A 19,374-nucleotide genomic window follows, 5' to 3' on the forward strand; every position below is an offset into this window, starting at 1 on the left:
CGTCCGCCTCACTCCTCCCCGATCGCAGCCATCACGCTGGCGTGATACTCCCGGAGCACCGTCGACTCGTCCTCTTCGATCACCGCGTCGGAGTCGACGAGCGTCGCCAACCCGAACGACAGCGGCGTCGGGGAGTCCGTCGTGTGGTGGACGACCCGGATCCTCCCGCTCTCGATCCCCTCGAGCACGTCGCGGATCCCGGCCGCGTCGAGGTCGTCCTCCAGGAGTTCGCGGTAGGTCTCCTCCATCACGGCGAAGTCCTTGAGGTCGGCGACGAACGGGAGCAGCATCTCCGCGGATACTTGCTGTTGGGCGGCGGTCTTCTCGCGACCCTTGTAGCGTTTCAACAGCATGAGCGCCCGGCCGGCGACGATCCGGAAGGTGCGTTTCAGGAGGTCGGTCCCCTCGAGCGCGTCCCGGAGGTCCTTCCGGACCTCGGTCGGGTCGAGGTCCTCGAGGACGCCCGCCACGTCGACCTTGCGGTTCAACGGGACGGCGAGGCTGAACCCGGCGTCGTCGACCGCGCGGACGACGTCGGTATCGGTCCGGCGCGAGCACTCGGCGGCGACCAGCCGCGAGAGGCCCTCGGTGAACCGCCTGCCGTAGGGCGCGTGGACGTAGAACCGCCGCTTGTACGCCTCCCGATCGAGCTCCTCCTCGACGACGACCCGCGAGGGCGTCGGAACGCTCTCGACGCCGGCGTACCGCACCTGTTCGTCGTACATGCGGGCGATCGCTCGGACCGAGTTCCCGTCGAGGGAGTGCCCGCGGAGCCACGCGCGGACCGCTGGCGGGCCGCCGTCCTCCAACCGGTCGAGCAGCTCCTCCCGGAACGCGAGCACCTCGCGGGCGAGGTCGGCCGACAGCGGGAGCCGCTCGGCGTACCAGGTGGGGACCGTCGCCCGCTCCTCGGTCCGGTCGACGTACACCTTCGAGCCGCGGCGGTAGCGAAAGGCGAACCGCTCGCCGCCGAGCGCGAACACGTCGCCGGGCCCGATCGTGTCGAGGAACGCCTCGTCGAGGGTCCCGACCCGCTCGTCTCCACCGGCGTACACGTCGCAGCTGAACGAATCGGGGATGGTCCCGACGTTGGTCATGTAGATGACGCGGGCGAGCCGGCCGCGCTTGCCGACGAGCGTCTCGCCGACCGGGAACCCCTCGTGGTGGTGGTCGCCTCCCGGCGGGTCGTTCGCGTCCCGCCACACCTTCGGGTAGACGTTCCGGTCGATCAGCCCCTCGTAGTCCGCGGTGAGGTACCGCATCAGCGACTCGTAGCGCTCCGCGTCGAAGTTCCGGAAGGGCCACGCTCGCCGGAGAACCTCACGGATCTCCCGGTCGGGACGGATCCGGTTTATCGCCATCCCGTACACGTGTTGGGCGGCGACATCGGCGGCGTTCTCGGGGACGACGACCCGGTCGACGAACCCCGCCTCCGCGCGGGCGACCGTTGCCGCACACTCCACCAGCTCGTCGCGATCGAGCGCGAACACCCGTCCAGTGACGGTCTCGCCCGGACTGTGGCCCGCCCGCCCGACCCGCTGGAGGAGCGCCGCGACCGACTTCGGCGACCCGACCTGGACGACCAGATCGAGGTGGGGCATGTCGATGCCGAGTTCGAGGCTGGTCGAGGTGGTGACCACGTCGAGGTCGCCGGTCTTCAGTCCCCCCTCGATCCGGAGCCGCTGGGCCTCCCCGAGGCTCCCGTGGTGACAGCCGGAGTCCGACTCGTCGTAGTCGAACCGCTCCCTGAGCTCCCTGAGGACGCGTTCGGCTCCCGACCGGGAGTTCGTGAACACGAGGGTGTTCTCGTGGCCCTCGATCAGCTCCCGGAGCTCCGCGTAGAACCGGTCGGTGACGACCGACCGCGGCGTGTGGACGAGGTCGGCGGCCGGCGTCCGAAGCTCGAGGTCGAACTCCCGGCCGAACCGCGCGTCGACGACCTCGCACTCGCGGGCCGTGAACCCGTCGGGGTCGCCGACCGCGCCGGCGACCCGCTCGCGGCCGACGAGGAACTCCGCGACCCCCTCCAGGGGATCGACCGTCGCCGAACAGCCGATCCGGGTCGGCGAGCCGTCGGCGAGGGCTTCCAGGCGCTCGAGCGAGACGGAGAGGTGCGTCCCGCGTTCGTTCGCCGCCAGCGAGTGGATCTCGTCGACGATCACGTACTCGACGGTGCGGAGCTTCTCCTTGAACTTCGGCGCGTTGAGCAGGATCGCGAGGGTCTCCGGCGTGGTGTTGAGGACGTGCGGGGTCTCCTCGAGCATCGCCCGGCGGTCGGCGTCGTCGGTGTCGCCGTGGCGTATCGCCTGGCGCACGTCCGGCTCGCCGTCGTGGTCGTCGCTGCCGGCGGCGTCGTCGCCGTCGTCACGGTCGTCGTGGCCATCACGGCCGTCGCCCGCCGCGATCCGTTCCGAAAGCTCCGCGAGGGGCGTCTCGAGGTTGCGCTCGATGTCGTTCGCGAGGGACTTGAGCGGCGAGACGTACAGACAGTACACCGAGTTCTCCAGGTCGCCGGCGCGGTCGCGCGCGAAGAGGTCGTCGAGGACGGCGGTGAACGCCGCCAACGTCTTCCCGCTGCCCGTCGGTGCGGCCACGAGACAGTTCCGGTCGGCGGCGACGTGCGGGATCGCCCCGCGCTGTGGCGGGGTGAAGAGCCCGCCGTTCCCCGCGACGTACGCGCCGAACGTCTCGACCCACCACCGGCGAACGACGGGCGAGAGGTGCTCGAGGACGGCCGCGTCGTCGATCGGGACCGTCTCCGGGTCGAACGGCCAGTCCCGGTCCGCTCCGATCTCCCGAAGGAGCCGCCTCGCCCTCGCCTCGGCGTCGGATCCGGTCGCCTCATCGGCGGCTTCGGTCGCTTCGGGACTGGATCCTCCCGTCCCGCCCGCGTCGTCGGTCACGACCTGATCCGTGGTGACGCGGCCTGAAAGCGGTTGTGTCGGGTTCCGGATCGAACCCCTTCCGTCACGCTACTCAGAGAAGTCGGTCAGGGATCCCGTCGTGCTCGCGTCGCCCTCGTCGTTCGTCGTGCCGTCGTCCGCCGTGCCGTCGCCGCCCGTCTCGTCCTCGTCGTCTCCCGTCCCGTCACTCCCGTGACCCATCCCGTCGTCGCTACCGATCTCCTCGGGCTCCGTCCACGGGTCGTCAGGATCCACCGGCGCGACGGCGTGATCCAGTTCGGCGGCCGAGTAGTCGACGTCGTCGTCGAGCGACATCGCGAGCCGCTGCCAGCGGGCGCTCGTCTCCGCTTCGCCCTCGGGTCCGACGCGCGCGCCACGGGTCTTGAAGAAGCGCGTCCCGCGGTCGCGTTTGGCCCCCTCGCCGGTGTGGCCGTCGAGGGCGACGTCGAACTCGCCGCCGGCCTCGAGGTCGCCGGCGGGGAAGTCGTCGTCGGGTTCCTCGCCGCGTTCGCGGGCCTCGGCGCGCTCCTCGGCAACCGCCGAGAAGTAGGCGTCGGCGTTGCTCGCCTCGCGGGTCGATCGAGCGCGGGCGGCCGCGAGCGCGCCGTGGACCGCACACAGCCGGCCGCGCCACCCGTCGGGTTCCCAGCGCTCGGTGGCGAGTTCCTCGTAGCGCTCGATCGTCAGGGCGACCTCGCTTCCCGCACGGAGGTCCTCGACGACGTAGAGGTTCAGCCGGTCCCAGAGGTTCCAGGCGTATCCCGAGCGGGCGAGCTCCCAGGCGGCCCACGCCGCGACTTCCTCGTCGGAGCGGCGAACCGCCTTCTGGAGGAGGCTGGAGACGGCGTACCGGCTGTAGCCGCCGTCGGTCTCGTTTTCGGCCTTCCGCCCGCCGAAGTCGTTCTCGCCGGTCGCCTCCGGCGTGGTGTCGGTCTCGAGGCTGCCGTCGGCCCCGAAGGTGGCCTGTCGCTCCGGTCCGTCGTCGCTCATGTACACCGCTCCAGCCGCGACCGACTTAACGACGGCGCGCCGCGTTCGTGGTCGCGATCACGTGAGGAGTACGGTCGCCGCGGCGCTTCCGGCGTGCGATACTCCGGCCCGCACCGGCGTCGAAAGGGAACCCTTAAGTCGGATCCAGCGGCTAGAATTCAGTGACCGCCCTTAGCTCAGCCTGGTAGAGCAGCCGACTGTAGATCGGCTTGTCCCCCGTTCAATTCGGGGAGGGCGGACTTCCTCACGTAACGGATTGCAGCCGAGATGATCACGGGACAGCGCAGCGTCTCTCGTGTAATTACCGCAATCCGTCCGTGAGTTGAACAGCTGACCAAGCTCGAGGTGTGTCACTCGCCGTCGGTGTTTATCGAGACCGGAAGTGCGTTCTTTCACTCTGCTGAACTCCCCAGCCGATGACAGAATCGGCGTGCGAGATACAGAGGACGTAGTTAGTTGACGGCCTTCGAGAGTTCGGCACCCGCCTTGAATTTGACCACGGACTTCGCCGCGATCTGGATCTCCTTTCCGGTCTGCGGGTTCCGTCCGGTCCGGGCAGACCGCTTCGAGATGCTGAACGTGCCGAACCCCCTATTCTCGTCCTCTCTCCCACCCACCGACAGCCGATCACCTTTCTTCAGAGCCTTCGTCGTCACGTTGATGAACGCCTCGAGCGCCCGCTTCGCGTCGTCCTCCGATAACCCCTCGTGCGACCTGCGCCCAGTTTCACTCGCGATGTACTCCGCGTCGATCACCACGTCGGCGTCCCGGCACTTGGCGCTGGCCTCGTCACCCTTGCCGGGGTTGAGATCGAGGGCGGCCGCGAACTCCGGGCAGGCGTCGAACGTCACCGGCGAGTCGTCTACAGGCCCGTTTCGGGACCTCGGATTTCGCCCCGTCCGAGCGGAGCGCTTCGAGATACTGAACGACCCGAATCCGACTAGTACGGCGCTATCGCCCTTCTCCAAGGCTTTCGTCGTCGTGTCGGTGAACGCGTCGAGCGCCCGCTTCGCGTCCGACTTGCTCAGTCCGGACTCACTCGCCATCGACTCGATCAGTTCCGCTTTGTTCATCGCCGCGGTCTGACCGGTCATCGTTAACACGCCCAGCCCGAGGGACGTCGAGAGGATGGCACCCCTCCGCAGTACGGTTCGCCGCGAGAGATCGTTTTGGGACATGATACCTTTACTCACAGTCTTCTGATGCTCTATAACTATATAAACATATTTAAAATTTCACTTTAGTGTTATCATATTGTATCCTACATTTAGCTAACATCGAGCACGGACCGGAACGTTCTCCGTGGAACGGGGACACTCCGCGAAAACATACTTCACACCGGCACCGAGTTCACCCGGCGTACTAACCGATCCAAATCGATGACATCGTGCGTCGAACTGGTGACCGATACGCCCGCTGTATTCTATAGAATCGTTGAAACGTAACACGAGAGGAGAACGTACGGAAGGCCCACAGCCCTTATCAGTCAGGTGTCAGAACAGGTCGTAATGACTGGTCTACCGCACACGCGTCCCCTTGGTCGCCGAACCGTACTGGGACTATCGGTGACGGGAGTAGCCGCACTTGCTGGCTGTGGAGGCACGAACCACGCTGAGGAACCGAGCGAATCGGGTCCAGATAACAGTGAGGAGTCTACCGAATCGGAGACGGAGGACGAGGTGGTACGGGAACGGGACTCGACCGGACCGGACAGTGACGCGAAGCGCTCAGATGCGAGCACGTTGTTGGACATCAGAGAGACGCTCGACACCGATCATCCGTTGTTCGATCCGCAGAGTAAGACGTTCACTAGTGACGCCTCGGCCGGCATAGATGACGTTCCACTTCGATCGGCACTCACGGTCGTCGCGTTTGAACACGATGGTGAGGACGACTTCATCGTAGAGACTGATGGCTCGGTAGGAGGACTCGTAGTCAACAGCCCTGCTACGACCGGAGCCGCTTGCTTTGCGGCCGATAGCGGGGACTACGACTTCGCCGTTGCAACCGAAAGAGACTGGTCGATGACGGTCGGGCAGCCGTTTGCGCCGCCGGAGGAGATCCGGACCCCGAGCGTCAGTGCCGGTGGCGACGGACACGCAGTAGTCGGACCGGTCGAGCTCACGGAGACGACGACGTTTATCGGCGAGCACGAGTCTGACGGCGGGAATTTCGTCGTCGAGGTCTACAACCAAAACGCCAGCGGTGGGTCTCCGGACGAGGTCGTGTTCAATCAGATCGGCGAGTTCTCCGGCGAATCGCGTGCGGATCCGGCCGGCGTTGCGTGGATCGAGATCGAGGCTGACGGTGTCTGGCGGCTGGAGATCGAATAGCGGAGACACCCGTTCACCACGGCGGTTCCGTTCCGGACACTCCACGTCGCTAACTGCTCTTCGTACCCGTCACAGCTCCGCGATCGCGTACACGTCGCCGGGCTCCGTCGCAACGTACACGACACCATCGACTACGGCCGGACCGTCGACGACTCCGACGCGAGTGTAGTCCCCGAACAAGACGCTCCGCGTCTCGACGCGCCAGTTTTCCGTTCCGTCAGCTGCTGTGAGAGCGAGGACCGTTCCGTCGCTTCGGGACCCCACGTAGACGGTGTCGCCGGCCACCGTCGGTGAGCCGAGTCGTCTGACGTCGTCAAATTGCCGTTCCCACTCGATCGTCCCGTCTACAGTCGAGAGACGCGTTACGGTTCCGTCGGCCCCGGCCGCGAAGACCGCATCGGGCGTGGCCGCGACGGTCTCCTCCGACTCGTGACTGAGTCTCGTACGCCATCGTGGTTCCCCGTCCTCGGCACGGAGCGCGGTCGCTTCGCCGTCTCGTGAGCCGAAATACACCGTCCCATCGACGACGACCGGGGAACCGGACGTTCTGACAAACGTCGGCCGTCGCCACTCCTCGTCGCCCGTTTCGCCGTCGATGGCACACACCGTCCCGTCCTCGTCGACGAGATAGACGGTGTCGTCGGCGACCGCGAGCGGCGACCGGATCGAACCGACCTCGTCTCGGTCGGGAGTCCACCGCCACTCCTCTTCACCCGTTCCGACATCGATCGCATACACGAGCGGCCGTCCGAGTTTCCCCAGAACGTACGCCGTCTCGTTCGCGACGGTCACTCCCCCCAGTCCACCGGACCGTGAGTCGGGCTCGAACGTCCAATCGAGCTCGCCGGTCGCGGCGTCTCGTCCCTCGAGGTCGAACGTGGGAACGAAGAGCGTCCCGTCGGCGACTGTTGGAGTGCTCGTGTGGCCACCCCACTCCCCGCCGATCCGCTGGCCGGTCTCCCCGTCAAGGACTAATCCGCCGGCATACACTTGCTCGCCGGCAACAACGACGCCCGACTCCGCCTCAGTATGGGCACTGTACCGCCAAGCGACTGTAGCGTCATCTCTCGGACCCGAGACGCCGGGATCGTACCCGGTGTTGCGAGCATCACGCCTGTAACTCGGCCATGACGCCGTCGAATCGAGAGTGACGTCCGACTCGTGAAGCGTTCGTCCGGTCTCGTTCTCTTCGCCTTCCTCGTCTTGAGAGAATACACATCCCGCAAGACACGCCGTCGCTGTGACGAGACCGCCGCGGAGGACTCGGCGTCTCGAGCGAGAAGACATACGTGATGGCTTCGATCGGTCCGGTATAGGCTTTGTCTGTGAGAGGGGAAAAACGGGTGTCTCTGAACTCTCCACAGTGGTTCACACGGTAACGCTCCGTCGGATACGCGCCCCGTATTCAGCACACCCACGGAACTCCATCACCGATTGCGGGTCTCAACGAGGCCGGTCTTCCGAACCTGACGGTCGCTCGCTCGTCGAGCGGCTGAAGTTGTCGAACTACTCGGCGTCCGCGAGGTCGCGGGCGAGCGCCTCGGCGATGGAGACGTCCGCGTCCTCGACGAAGCGCGCGAGTTCCTCGCCGTCGGCGTCCTCGACGACGACCGTCGGGATCAGGTCGACGCCGTACTCCTCGACGCCGGGACCCTCCTTCCCGTTCGGCCCTTTGGTCACCGCGAACGACTCGATCCGGTCGTCGGGGACGCCCGCGGCCTCGAGCGCGGCCCCGAACGCCGGAAGCTGTCGCTGACAGTCGCCACACCAGTCTCCGCCCCACACCTTGTACCGGTAGTCGCCCGCGAGGGCGTCGAGAACGGTCGGATCGTGGGTATCGGGGTCGAACGACGAGTCGGGCGCGAGCGTTTCGAGGGTCATGCCCCCGTGTTGGGCGGCGAGGGTTATGAACGGCGCGGCGGCGGCGACGATGGCCGCGCTCGCCGATCGAACCCGACGGCTCGACCGTGACCGCCCGAGGACCTTGCCGGAGTCCGTCGGGCATTTGAGTCGTCGCGCCCTCCGGGAACACGATGGACGAGGACATCCTGGAGGGGCTCGGGTCGCCGCTGGTCCGAGTGGATTCGCCCCCGGGGACGACGGTCGCAGCGAAGGTCGAGTCGCGCAATCCGGGCGGGTCCGCGAAGGACCGCCCGGCGCTGTACATGATCGAGGCCGCGGAGCGGGACGGCGAGCTCGACCCGGGAGACGGCATCGTCGAGCCCACCTCGGGGAACACGGGCATCGGCATGGCGATGGTCGGCGCGGTGAAGGGATACGACGTGACCCTCGTGATCCCCGCGGGCAAGTCCGTCGAGCGCCGCCGGCTGATGCGGGCGTACGGCGCGACCGTCGAGGTCGTCGACGGCGACATCTCCGCGGCGAAGGCGCGCGCGGACGAACTCGAACGCGAGGAGGGAATGGTCCAGCTCCGGCAGTTCGAGAACCCCGCGAACCCGCGGGCCCACTACGAGACCACCGGCCCCGAGGTGGCGGAGCAGGTCGGCGACCGCACCGTCGACGCGTTCGTCGCCGGCGTCGGCACCGGCGGGACGCTCTCGGGGACCGGCCGTCACCTGTGCGAGACGTTCCCCGACGTGCGGATCGACGCGGTCGAGCCGGCCGGCAGCGCGGTCCTCTCCGGCGAGGAGGTCACCGGCGACGAGTTCCAGGGGATGGGACCGGGGTTCGTCGCGGAGAACCTCGACCGGGAGCTGATCGACGACGTCCACGTCGTCGACCTCGAGGCGGCCGAAGCCGAATGCCGCCGGCTGGCACGCGAGGAGGGGATCCTCGTCGGACAGTCCTCCGGCGGGTCGAACCTCGCCGCGAAGTCGGTCGCCGAGGAACTCCGCGAGTCGGAGGAGTACGCGGGCGACGAGCCGCTCGTGGTCACCGTCTTCTGGGACAGCGGGGAGCGATATCTCACTGCCGGGACGTTCGATTAGCCGAGCGGCACGGTCGGTGAGCCGGGTCGATCCCGACGCGATCCGGTAGAGCGGTTCGATCGACTAGGAGACGACGGTCGGTTCGGCCGCTAGCCGACGGTTTATTACTGGGTCTCGGTACGACCAACGTAGAGCGTGACCCGTATACTCGTCCCGTCGGACCGATCGGATCGACGGACCCGGAGGAACCGGAGGCAGTGGTCGCCGTGAACTGGCGATACCGCCACACGGTCCTGACGCTGTGTATGCTCGCCTTCTTCGTGACGTACTTCGCCCGGCTGGCGATCAGTCCGGTCGTTCCCTTCATCACCGCCGACTTCGCCGTCTCGAACACCGCGGTCGGCGTGGCGCTCTCGGGGATGTGGCTCGCCTACGGGATCTCGCAGTTCCCGAGCGGGATCCTGGCCGACCGGTACGGCGAGCGACGGGTGATCCTCGTCGCCGTCGGCGGGACGACGACGGCGAGCCTCCTGCTCGCGTTCGCGCCGGTCTTTCCCGCGTTCGTGCTGATCGCGTTCCTCCTCGGGCTCGTCGCCGGGCTCCACTACGCGGTGGCGACGACGCTGCTCTCGCGGACGTTCGACGACCTCGGCACCGCGGTGGGGCTCCACTCGATCGGCGGCCCGCTGGCGGGGCTCGTCGCGCCGGTCGCCGCCGCGTGGGTCGGCGTTCGGTACGGCTGGCGGCCGGGCGTGGCGCTCGCGGCGCTCGTCGGCGTCCCCATCTTCGTGCTGTTCGCCTGGCGTATCCGGCCGACCGAGCCGCGACGGCCCGAGCAGCCCATGCGCGACCGGTTGCGGCTCGGTCCGCTCGTCGAACTCCTCTCGCGGCCGAGCGTCCTCCTCCCGCTCGCGATCGCGACGATCGGCACCTACGTGGCGCAGGGCGTCATCTCGTTTCTGCCGACGTTCCTCGTCGACTTCCGGGGCTACTCGCCGTCGTTCGCGGGCGGCGTCTTCTCGGCGTTCTTCGTCGTCCGGGCGGGCGCACAGGTCGTCATCGGACGGGTTTCGGACCGGGCCGGCCGCGACGGCGCGATCGGGGCCGCGATGCTCTCCGGGGCCCTCGGTGCGGCCGGCTTCGTGGCGCTGCCCGGATACGCCGGCCTCGCGGTCGCCGTCCTGCTCGCGGGCTTCGGTTCGAGTTTCTTCTCCGCCATCGACCCGCGGTTCATGGACGCCATGAACGAGGCCGAGCGGGGCGCCGGATTCGGGCTCGTCCGAACCGTCTACACCGTCATCGGCTCCGCGGGGTCGGTCGGCGTCGGCCTCACCGCCGACCTGTTCGGCTGGGCGGTCTCCTTCGGCGTGCTCGCCGGCCTCTTCGCCGTCGCGTTCCTCGTCATCGCCGGCAACGCGGCCCTCGGGACCGGGTACTGAGCCCGCCGGTCCCCGCCCCCGACGCTCACGCCTCCGGGAAGATGCTCTCGGGGATGTACGCCGAGACGGTCCAGTTCGGCGCGTCGACGACCTCGCTCACCTTCAGGTCCATCGCGGCCGAACAGAGGATGTACGCCTCCCCGCGCGTGAGGTCGCGGTGCTCCGCAAGGTGGTCGATCATGTGTCGGGTCGCCTTCTTCGTCGCCTCCATCAGGTCGTCGCTGATCCCCGTCGTGCCGTACATCGGCTCGTCGTGACCGGTGGGGGTGAACGGCCCGGTCGTCTCGAACTGCGGCTGCTCGATCGACATGTCCTCCCTGAGCGTGAACCGCGCCGTGACGAACATCGGTGCCTCGACGCCGGTGACGCACACCTCGCCGTCGCCCTGGGCGGCGTGACAGTCGGCCGTCGAGAAGAGCCCGCCGGCGACCTCGACTGGGAGGTACACCGTCGACCCCGCGGTCATGTGTTTCACGTCCATGTTCCCGCCGACGGACCGCGGCGGGAGGGTGTCGTGTTCGCCGTCCTCGCCCGGGGCGAGGCCGATGACGCCCGGGAAGGGATCGAGCGGCACCTCGATCCCGTTCACGAAGTGGCCCACGTCGCCCTGGAGGTCCCAGACGTGGAGGTCGGCGTCGGGGAAGTCCTCGGGGAGCAGTCCGAGGCCCATCTCCCCCGGCATGAAGCCGGTGTACCCCCATCCCTTGTGCTGGAAGTCGAGGAGATCCACCTGGATCACGTCGCCCGGCTCCGCGCCCTCGACGGCGACGGGGCCCGTGAGGGGGTGGACCGGATCGAAGCTCACGTTCGCGAAGTCCTCGGCGGTCGACTCCGTGTCGAGCTGGCGGTCGACCGCGTCGCGGCACTCGAACCGGACCACGTCGCCGTCGGAGACCGTCAGGATCGGGTCCAGCGAGTTGTCCCAGACCCGGTGGACGTTCTCCTCGGCGTCCGAGAGGTGGTGGTCGATCGTGTACTCGCGTTTCTCGCTTCCGCCGTCGGTTCGCGCGCCGTCGCTCTCGCCGTCGCCGCCGTCCGTGCGTGTCATACACTATCGGAATTATTGCCGATCGACTTAAAATCGACCGACTCCGCGCACCCCGAGCGGGTCTCCGCGCCGCGGCGTCACCGCAAGGTACGTGTCTCCCGCCGCCCCACCTCCGGCATGTACGACTACCACGTCCACTCGACGTACTCGGACGGGTCGTTCCTCGAGGCGATGGTCTCTGCGGCGGAGACCGCCGGGCTGGACGGGATCGGGATCGCCGACCACTGCTCCGTGATCCCCGAGGAGGGCGCACGTCGACGGAAACGGCTGCTCGGGTTCAACCTCGACGCGACCTACGAGCGTCGCCGGGAGGCGATCGACGTCGCCCGCGACCGCGCCGGGATCCCCGTCTTCGACGCCGTCGAGATGGACTACCATCCCGACCACGAGGACGCCATCCGGACGTTCCTCGAGGAGGCGGGGTTCGACTACGCGATCGGGAGCGTCCACGACCTCGAGGGCGTCAACGTCCACGCGCGGTCGTACTTCGCGGAACGTTCGGCGGCCGAGCGCCGCGACCTCGTCGACCGCTACTTCGAGAAGCTGGTCGCGCTGGTCGACGCCGAGCTGTTCGCGATCGCGGCACACCCCGACCTGATCGAGCGGAACCCCCACTTGCGCGGGTTCGCGACGGTGGAGCACTACGAGCGGGTCGCGGCCGCCTTCGAGCGATCCCGGACGGTGCCGGAGATCAACGCGGGTCGGCTGCTCGACGAGTACGGCGAGTTCCACCCCGCGCCGGCGTTCCTCGACGCGCTCGTCGATCACGGGATCGAGGTAACCGTCGGGACGGACAGCCACGATCCGGACGCGATCGACCCGCGGGCGGTCGGGACCCGCGAGGAGCTCGACGACCGCGGGCTCGAACCGGTCGAGATCGACGCTCGGTGAGGCGGTCTCGACTTCGGCTTACGCCTCGTCGAACGACGCAGCGCTCCGCGCTGCTGGCTCGACTTCGCTTCGCTCAGTCGAACACCGCCTGACTCCGTCAGGCGAGCTTGACTTCGCTACCGCTCAGTCAAACACCGGAAATCAGAGATCTCCGAGCCCGACGAAGCTACGCCTCGTCAAACAACTCCTCGCCCTCGACCATGTGCTCCTCGACGGCGTCCATGTCCAGCGTGACGCCGAGACCGGGCTCCTCGGGCACCTCGATGTACCCGTCCTCGATGACGTCCTCCTCGACGAGGTCGCTCCACCAGCCGAGCTCGTAGGAGTGGTACTCGACGGCGAGCGAGTTCGGGATGGACGCGCCGACGTGGGCGGCCGCCATCGTCGCGACCGGCGAGGCGACGTTGTGCATCGCGACCGGCACGTAGTACTGGTTCGCCACGTCCGCGATCTTCCGCGTCTCGCGCATCCCGCCGACCTTCGGCAGGTCCGGCGCGACGATGTCGACCGCCTGGTTCTCGATGAGCCGGCGGAGCTCGGTGACGCGGTAGCGGTTCTCGCCCACCGCGATCGGCGTGGTCGTGTTCTTCGTGACCTCCTCTTGAACCTCCAGGTTCTCCGGCGGGACGGGGTCCTCGAGCCACCAGACGTCGTACTCCTCGATGGCGTCCGCCAGCCGCTTCGCGGAGCCGCCCGAGAACGTCCAGTGACAGTCGAAGGAGACGTCGGCCTCGTCCTTCACGCGCTCCGTGACCTTCTCGACGATCTCCGCCTTGTGGCGGATCTCCCCGGGACGGAGGTGGCGGTTCGCGCGGTCCTTCTCGAGCCCCGACGGAACGTCGAGGTCGAACTTGAGCGCGTCGTAGCCGAGCTCGTCGACGACGCGTTCGGCCTCGTCGGCACACGCCTCGGGGTCGGCCTCCTCCTCGGTGTGGCAGTCGCAGTAGACGCGCATCCGGTCGCGGTACTTCCCGCCGAGCAGCTGGTAGGCGGGCACCTCGAGGACCTTGCCCGCGAGGTCGTGAAGCGCCACCTCGATCCCGGAGATGGCCGTGACGGTGACACCCTCGACGGACCCCTCGCCGGACATCTTCTGGATCAGGTGCTCGTAGAGGCGGTCGATGTCGAGCGGGTTCTCGCCGACGACGAACGGCTTCATCCGCTCGATCAGCTCGGGTACGCCCGCGCCCCAGTAGGCCTCGCCGGTCCCGACCACGCCCGCGTCGGTGTAGACGCGCACGAGCGTCCACGGGAAGTTGCCGTCGACCATCGTCGTCTGGACGTCCGTGATCTCGAGGTCGCGACCGCCGCCGCGCGAACGGGTTGCGTCCATCGTCTCGGCGGAGAGCTCCCGCATCGTGTACTCCGCGTTCGGGTCGTGAAGCGACTCGTAGTTCCTGCTCATGCCGAGACGTTAATTCGGATCACAGTAAGCGTTTATGCTCCGTGTCGAACGCGGGCGTTCGCACCGGGAGCGAACGAACCGGCGGCTCGAGAAGCAACGGAAAAAAAGAGGCGCGTTTCCGGAGAAACGAAGGGGAGCGTTTTCCTTAACCCCCCGCGAACGGGTCGTATGGTCGAAATAACCGAGTCGCTCACCTGTCTGTTCACCGCGGAGCTGGAAGCCGACGGCGAGGGCGGCTACGTGGTGTCCGTACCGAAACGCGAGATCGAACACGGGGCCGTGACGGCCGGCGAGACGTACCGCGTCGCGGTGATCGAGCGCGACCGGCGGGGCACGGACGGCGGGACCGGCACGCGGACCTCGTCGGACTCGGACGGATCCCCCCGGTCGAACGGCGGAAGCGCCGGACCCGGAGCCGGGCACACCGCGTCCGGGCCGCCCGTCGAGGAGGGCGAGGTCCGTGACGTGACGATCGAGACGCTCGGCGACAAGGGCGACGGAATCGCGAAGATCGAGCGCGGGTACGTCGTCATCGTCCCCGACGCCGGGCTCGGCGACGAGGTCACGGTGGAGATCACGAGCGTCCGCGAGAACGTCTCGTTCGCGTCCGTTCTCGACGACTGACGCCTTTTCCCCCGAAGCCACGGAGGCTCGTCAGGAGAACAGCCGCCGGAGGTGCTCGCGCGAGAAGAACGACGACGGTCGGTCCATGTGGACGCCGATCTCGCCCGAGAGCGCCCGCAACCCGAGGTGTTGTATCGGCTCGGGAAGCGAGTAGCACGCCCGGACGAGCTTTCCGAGGCGGATCTCGGTCGCCAGTTCGTCGCGCCAGCCCACTTCGTAGTCGGCGAGCGTTTCCGGCTCCGCGGGATCGACGGTCGCCGCGGCGACGTCCGCGGCGGTCATCCCGTAGAGGATCCCGCCGCCGGTGAACGGCTTGGTCTGGGCCGCGGCGTCGCCGATCAGGAAGACCCGATCGGTCGTCACCGACCCCGGTGGGCCGATCGGGATCGCCCCGGAACAGAAGCGTTCGGTCTCGACCCCGTAGGCCTCGGTCAGTCGGTTGAACCGGGCCGACACGTCCTCGCCCGGCGGAGCCGCGAGCCCGTACTCGACGCCGGCGTCCCCGCGCGGGATCCGCCACGCGAAGAAGCGCGGCGCGGTGAGGTGGACGTCGACGTAGTCGCGGTCGTCCGGCTCCGGATCGAACGCGAGCACGCCGTGGAGGAGTTCCTCCGGCTCGTCGATCCCGACGGCGCGGCGAACGCGCGATGTCGGCCCGTCACAGCCCGCGACCATCCGCGCCTCGACCGTTTCGGTTCCGCCGCCGGCGACGCTGACCTCGACGACGACGCGGTCCGCGCGCTCCTCGATACCCGTGACGGTGTGGCCCTCCCGGACGTCCGCGCCCGCGTCGCGGGCGCAGTCGGCGAGCGCGCGGTCGAGTCCGACCCGGTCGATGACGTTCGAGACCGCCTCGCGCTTGTAGAACCGGTACGGTTTCGATCCCGGTCCGCCGACGTGGAAGCGCGCGCCGAACACCCGGTTTTGAAACAGCTCGTCCCTCGTGCCCTCGGGAACGTAGTCCCAGACGTCGGTCGAGACGTGTCCGGAGCAGGCCAGCGGCTCGCCGACCTCGCCCTTCTCGAAGGCGACCACGTCGTACCCGTTCTCGGCCGCCCGGTGAGCGAACCGGGACCCGGGCGGTCCCGCGCCGACGACGACGAAGTCGTACATGTCCGTGATGACGCCGCCCGCGTATTTAATTAGGTGGTCGTCGATCGCGCGTCACGGCCGCCGGGCGCCCGCTTACGGAATCGCCTTCGAGATCCGCGAGGCGGTTCAACGCGTGGACGGTTCGAAGGATCTCGGCCGCCTGTCTGCGCCCGTAGACGAGTTCGTCGCCCCCGCGGACGTGAGCGAGGACGTCCGCGGAGGCGTGCTCCGGCGCGGCGGCGATCCCGGCGGCGTTCTCGGCAGCCCACTCCATCACGCGCAGGTCCGACTTGCTGTCGCCCATCACGAGCACGAACGGGTCCTCGACGCCGAGCACGTCGAGTGCCGCCTCCACGCCGGCGGCTTTGTTCAGCTCCAACGAGCCGATCTCGGCCGCGTCGGCGCGGTAGTACCCGACGTCGATCCCGTCGAACAGCGCCCGGACCGCCTCCGGGATCGACCCGATGTCGACGTCCGGGACTGGGGTGTTGTCGTCCGGGACCGTGTCGGTGCCGTCGTCCGGGACCGTGTCGGTGCCGTCGTCCGAACCGGCAGCGTTCGACGCCAGCACCTCGCGGATCTCCGGATCGGCCGCCGCGTAGTGAGCGCGTGCCCACGCGGCTCCGTCACCGGCCGACGCGTCGTCCGTCCCGCTCGCTCCGGCGTCGCCGGCGATCGTCCCGATGACGGCCTCGCCGAGGAGGTCGATCAGGTGGACCAACCCGTCATCGATCACCGTTTCGGCGGCGTCGCTACCGGTCTCGAAGTTCGGCTTCAGGGTGACGTTGAACTCGTTGCCCTGGAGGTGACTGCCGCGGCGGACGTTCCGCGGGGCCGTCGGCAGCACGCGTGAGCGCACCTCGTCGAACACCGTTCGGACGTCCTCGCCGAGGTCCTCGTAGAGCAACCGTTTCGTGCGCGAGCCGTGCCCGGGCGTGAACACGCCGTTGCCGGCCTCGTAGACGATCGACAGCGTGCCGGAGTGGACGAGTTCGTTGCCGAGGCCCTGGATCGCGAACCCCTTGACGTTCTCGAGGGTCTGTCCCGTACAGACGACGATCGGGACGCCGGACTCGTGGAGCTTTCCCAGCACGTGGAGCGTCTCGCGCGGGATCTCGTTGTCCGTCCCGCCCGCCGATCGAAGCGTCTCGTCGACGTCGAGCACGAGCGCGTCCACCGCGCGACCGTACCGGTTCAGCAGGTCGAGGGCGGTGAACGCGGTCTCGCGATCGGCGTACGACGCCACCTCCGCGAACGTCTCGCCGTGTGGAATCGCGTCGGCGATCGCCGTCTTCCGCCGGGTCAGCTCCTCGCTCGCGTCCTCCCAGTGATCGAGCGCGACGCGGGAGTCGACCGGCGGAAACAGGTCGACGAACGACTGGTGCTCCCGGAGTGCCGCCGTGTCGAACTCGTCGTACAGTCGATAGAGGAGGTCGTACCGCTTCATACCCGTCCCGGATCGCTCGACCCGTTAAGCGCGTTCGATCGTCGGGTGGAAACCGTCCGTCGCGGCGATCCCGGCGATGGCGTCACTCGCGGTCCGCGAGCCACTCGAGCGCCGCGTCGAGGTCGGTCTCGGGGGGCGAGCACGTGAACCCCTCACAGACGTAGACGGTCGGCTCGTCGCCCTCGGCGTCGCGTCCCTTCCAGATCGGCGGCGCGTCCTCGAGGCCCAGCCGATCGAGCCACTCGTCGAGCCCGTCCTGCGTGGGCGGACGACGCGCGATGACGGCTCCCGGGAGGTACCGGTCCGCGAGCGTCTCCTCCCATCCGGAGGGGATCTCCTCGGCCGCCACCGTCACCTCGATCCCGCCGGCCTCGACGCGCTCGGCCGCGCGGACCAGCGAGACGTGCTCGAGCGGGCTCGCGCGGATCCGGTCGGAGTGGGTAGTCACCACTCGCTCAGCGATCTCGCGGAACCGGTCGTCGGTTCGGAACCCGTCGAGGATCGCGAGCGTCTCCGCGGCGATCCCCAGACTCGACGGCGTCGATCGGTCCGTGAACTCCTGTGGCCGGGCGAAGAGCGTTCCGTCGCCGGCACCCGCCACGTCCGCATCATCCGCCTCCCTCGCCGCGTCGCCGTCGGGATCGCGGGTGAAGTAGATGGTTCCCGCGTCCGGGTCGTAGAAGTGGTCGACGAGCGCCTCCGCCAGCTCCAGCGCGAACGCGAGCGCGTCGACGTCGCCGGTGGCGGAGTACACGTCGAACGCGCCGCGCGCGAGGAACGCGTAGTCGTCGAGGTAGCCGGGCCCGGCCACGTCGCCGTCGAGCCACCGCCGGTCGAGCCGCCCCTCGTCGGCGTCGTACAGCCGCTCCCGACAGAACTCCAGCGCCTCGTCGGCCAAGTCGGCGTACGACTCGCCCAGCACGGTCCCCGCGGCCGCGAACGCCGATATCGCCCGACCGTTCCACGACGCCAGTACCTTCTCGTCGCGATCGGGTCGGGGACGTTCCTCGCGGGCCTCGAAGAGCGCCGTGCGCACCGTCACGAGGACCTCCTCGATCTCCTCGACCGGTCGGTCGTGTTCCGCGGCGAGCTCCTCGACCGAGGCCGACAGCGTCGGGACCGTCGTCCCGCGCTCGAAGTTCCCGCCGGGCTCGATCCCGTACCGGGACCGCGCGATCGACGCCGCGGGCTCGTCGAGGACGGCGTCGACCTCCGCCGGCGTCCACGCGTAGAACGTGCCCTCGACCCGCTCGTCGGGGTCGTCCCCGGCGCGACTCGCCGTCGGCGGACTCCGGGCGTCGAGCGTGCTGAAGAACCCGCCCTCGGGATGGCGAAGCTCGCGTTCGAGAAACGCCAGCGACTCGGCGGCCACGCGGGCGTATCCGGCGTCGTCAGTGAGCCGGCATCCGTCGAGATAGACCATCGGCAGCTCGGCGTTGTCGTACAGCATCTTCTCGAAGTGGGGGATCGTCCACTCGCGGTCGACCGCGTAGCGATGAAAGCCCCCGCCTATCTGGTCGTACATCCCTCCCCCCGCCATCCCGTCGAGGGTCCGCGTTGCCGCCCGCAGGAGTTCCTCGCGGCCGGTCCGTGCGGCCGCCCGGAACAGGAGGTCGACCCGACCCGGCATCGGGAACTTCGGGCCGCTGGAACCGAACCCGCCGTGCTCCTCGTCGACGCTCCGCATCGCGGTCGCGGCCGCCTCGTCGAGGAGTCCCGAACCGGGCGGGTCGCTCGCGTCGGACGGATCCGGGTCGGGGACGGACTCGAGTTCGTCCCGCGCGCTCGCGGTCCACTGCTCGGCGCGGCGCTCCATCTCCTCGCGCTGTTCGGGGTCGCTCCAGGAGTCGGCGATCCGGCGACAGAGCCCCGGGAACGAGGGGTGGTTCCCCCGCGGCTCCGGCGGGAAGTACGTCCCGACGTAGAACGGCTTCCCGTCCGGCGTACACCACGCCGAGAGCGGCCAGCCGCCCCCGCCGGTGACGAGCTGTGAGACCGTCATGAACGTGCTGTCGACGTCGGGACGCTCCTCGCGGTCGACCTTGATCGGGACGAACGACTCGTTGAGCAGCGCCGCCGTCTCCTCGTCGGCGAAGCTCTCCTCCTCCATCACGTGACACCAGTGACACGCGGAGTAGCCGATGGAGACGAACACCGGCACGTCGTGGTCGCGGGCGCGCTCGAACGCCTCCTCGCCCCACGGCTGCCAGTTGACCGGGTTGTCGGCGTGCTGTCGGAGGTACGGGCTCGCCTCCTCGTCGAGCCGGTTTCGGTCGGTCGGCTGTGACATGGTCGAGGTTGGCTCGCGCGTCGG

Annotated in this window: 15 protein-coding genes, 1 tRNA gene and 1 pseudogene; 6 read left to right on the forward strand and 11 right to left on the reverse strand. The window is 68.6% G+C overall.

The window, feature by feature from the left end:
- Positions 1-8: 8 nt before the first annotated feature.
- Both F3H10_RS00385 and F3H10_RS00390 read right to left on the reverse strand, forming a co-directional pair.
- Positions 9-2,792, reverse strand: coding sequence for an ATP-dependent helicase (locus F3H10_RS00385; protein ID WP_223174161.1), 2,784 nt, complete (start codon positions 2,790-2,792; stop codon positions 9-11).
- Between the two features lie 180 nt (positions 2,793-2,972).
- The gene (locus F3H10_RS00390; protein WP_149782884.1) at positions 2,973-3,893 is read right to left on the reverse strand and encodes a hypothetical protein; all 921 of its coding nucleotides are present in this window, start codon (positions 3,891-3,893) and stop codon (positions 2,973-2,975) included.
- 165 nt (positions 3,894-4,058) lie between these two features.
- Between F3H10_RS00390 and F3H10_RS00395 the strand changes: the two genes are divergently transcribed.
- Positions 4,059-4,132, forward strand: a tRNA-Tyr gene (locus F3H10_RS00395).
- A 213-nt stretch (positions 4,133-4,345) separates the two neighbouring features.
- Here F3H10_RS00395 and F3H10_RS16195 read toward each other — a convergent pair.
- Together F3H10_RS16195 and F3H10_RS16490 are read right to left on the reverse strand one after the other, a co-directional pair.
- The gene (locus F3H10_RS16195) at positions 4,346-4,744 is read right to left on the reverse strand and encodes an HU family DNA-binding protein (protein WP_223174162.1); all 399 of its coding nucleotides are present in this window, start codon (positions 4,742-4,744) and stop codon (positions 4,346-4,348) included.
- A gap of 39 nt (positions 4,745-4,783) precedes the next feature.
- Positions 4,784-5,071 (reverse strand): annotated as a pseudogene (locus F3H10_RS16490) (HU family DNA-binding protein); the annotation flags it as partial.
- A 387-nt stretch (positions 5,072-5,458) separates the two neighbouring features.
- On the opposite strand from F3H10_RS16490, the gene F3H10_RS00405 reads away from it, so the two are divergent.
- Positions 5,459-6,226, forward strand: a complete 768-nt coding sequence (locus tag F3H10_RS00405) for a hypothetical protein (RefSeq protein WP_149782886.1) — start codon at positions 5,459-5,461, stop codon at positions 6,224-6,226.
- Positions 6,227-6,295: 69 nt separating this feature from the next.
- Here the strand turns inward: F3H10_RS00405 and F3H10_RS00410 are convergent, their stop codons facing one another.
- Together F3H10_RS00410 and F3H10_RS00415 are read right to left on the reverse strand one after the other, a co-directional pair.
- Entirely contained in the window at positions 6,296-7,216 is a 921-nt protein-coding gene (locus tag F3H10_RS00410; RefSeq protein WP_188127830.1) for a PQQ-binding-like beta-propeller repeat protein, read from the reverse strand.
- A gap of 516 nt (positions 7,217-7,732) precedes the next feature.
- A complete protein-coding gene (locus F3H10_RS00415) occupies positions 7,733-8,107 on the reverse strand; it encodes a TlpA family protein disulfide reductase (RefSeq protein WP_149782888.1) in 375 nt (124 codons plus the stop codon).
- Positions 8,108-8,259: 152 nt separating this feature from the next.
- Between F3H10_RS00415 and F3H10_RS00420 the strand changes: the two genes are divergently transcribed.
- On the forward strand, positions 8,260-9,174 hold the full coding sequence (locus F3H10_RS00420) for a PLP-dependent cysteine synthase family protein (protein WP_149782889.1): 915 nt from the start codon (positions 8,260-8,262) through the stop codon (positions 9,172-9,174).
- Positions 9,175-9,380: 206 nt separating this feature from the next.
- A complete protein-coding gene (locus F3H10_RS00425) occupies positions 9,381-10,553 on the forward strand; it encodes an MFS transporter (protein WP_149783173.1) in 1,173 nt (390 codons plus the stop codon).
- 25 nt (positions 10,554-10,578) lie between these two features.
- Here F3H10_RS00425 and F3H10_RS00430 read toward each other — a convergent pair whose 3' ends face one another.
- Positions 10,579-11,601 (reverse strand): acetamidase/formamidase family protein, encoded by a 1,023-nt coding sequence (locus F3H10_RS00430; RefSeq protein ID WP_149782890.1) that lies wholly within the window; start codon positions 11,599-11,601, stop codon positions 10,579-10,581.
- Positions 11,602-11,718: 117 nt separating this feature from the next.
- Between F3H10_RS00430 and F3H10_RS00435 the strand changes: the two genes are divergently transcribed.
- Positions 11,719-12,492 (forward strand): PHP domain-containing protein, encoded by a 774-nt coding sequence (locus F3H10_RS00435; protein WP_149782891.1) that lies wholly within the window; start codon positions 11,719-11,721, stop codon positions 12,490-12,492.
- A 166-nt stretch (positions 12,493-12,658) separates the two neighbouring features.
- On the opposite strand, the gene F3H10_RS00440 is transcribed toward F3H10_RS00435, so the two are convergent.
- Complete coding sequence (locus F3H10_RS00440; protein ID WP_149782892.1) at positions 12,659-13,897, reverse strand: mandelate racemase/muconate lactonizing enzyme family protein; 1,239 nt, start codon at positions 13,895-13,897, stop codon at positions 12,659-12,661.
- Positions 13,898-14,065: 168 nt separating this feature from the next.
- Here F3H10_RS00440 and F3H10_RS00445 point away from each other — a divergent pair, with 168 nt between their 5' ends.
- Positions 14,066-14,521, forward strand: coding sequence for a TRAM domain-containing protein (locus F3H10_RS00445; protein ID WP_149782893.1), 456 nt, complete (start codon positions 14,066-14,068; stop codon positions 14,519-14,521).
- A gap of 30 nt (positions 14,522-14,551) precedes the next feature.
- On the opposite strand, the gene F3H10_RS00450 is transcribed toward F3H10_RS00445, so the two are convergent.
- The 3 genes from F3H10_RS00450 to F3H10_RS00460 all read right to left on the reverse strand — a co-directional run bounded on the left by F3H10_RS00450 (position 14,552) and on the right by F3H10_RS00460 (position 19,350).
- Entirely contained in the window at positions 14,552-15,634 is a 1,083-nt protein-coding gene (locus F3H10_RS00450; protein ID WP_149782894.1) for a geranylgeranyl reductase family protein, read from the reverse strand.
- A 25-nt stretch (positions 15,635-15,659) separates the two neighbouring features.
- Positions 15,660-17,060 (reverse strand): HAD family hydrolase, encoded by a 1,401-nt coding sequence (locus tag F3H10_RS00455; protein ID WP_149782895.1) that lies wholly within the window; start codon positions 17,058-17,060, stop codon positions 15,660-15,662.
- Between the two features lie 82 nt (positions 17,061-17,142).
- Positions 17,143-19,350, reverse strand: a complete 2,208-nt coding sequence (locus F3H10_RS00460) for a thioredoxin domain-containing protein (RefSeq protein WP_149782896.1) — start codon at positions 19,348-19,350, stop codon at positions 17,143-17,145.
- Positions 19,351-19,374 lie beyond the last annotated feature (24 nt).

This window comes from Halorubrum aquaticum (genome assembly GCF_900113615.1).
Classification (GTDB): domain Archaea; phylum Halobacteriota; class Halobacteria; order Halobacteriales; family Haloferacaceae; genus Halorubrum; species Halorubrum aquaticum.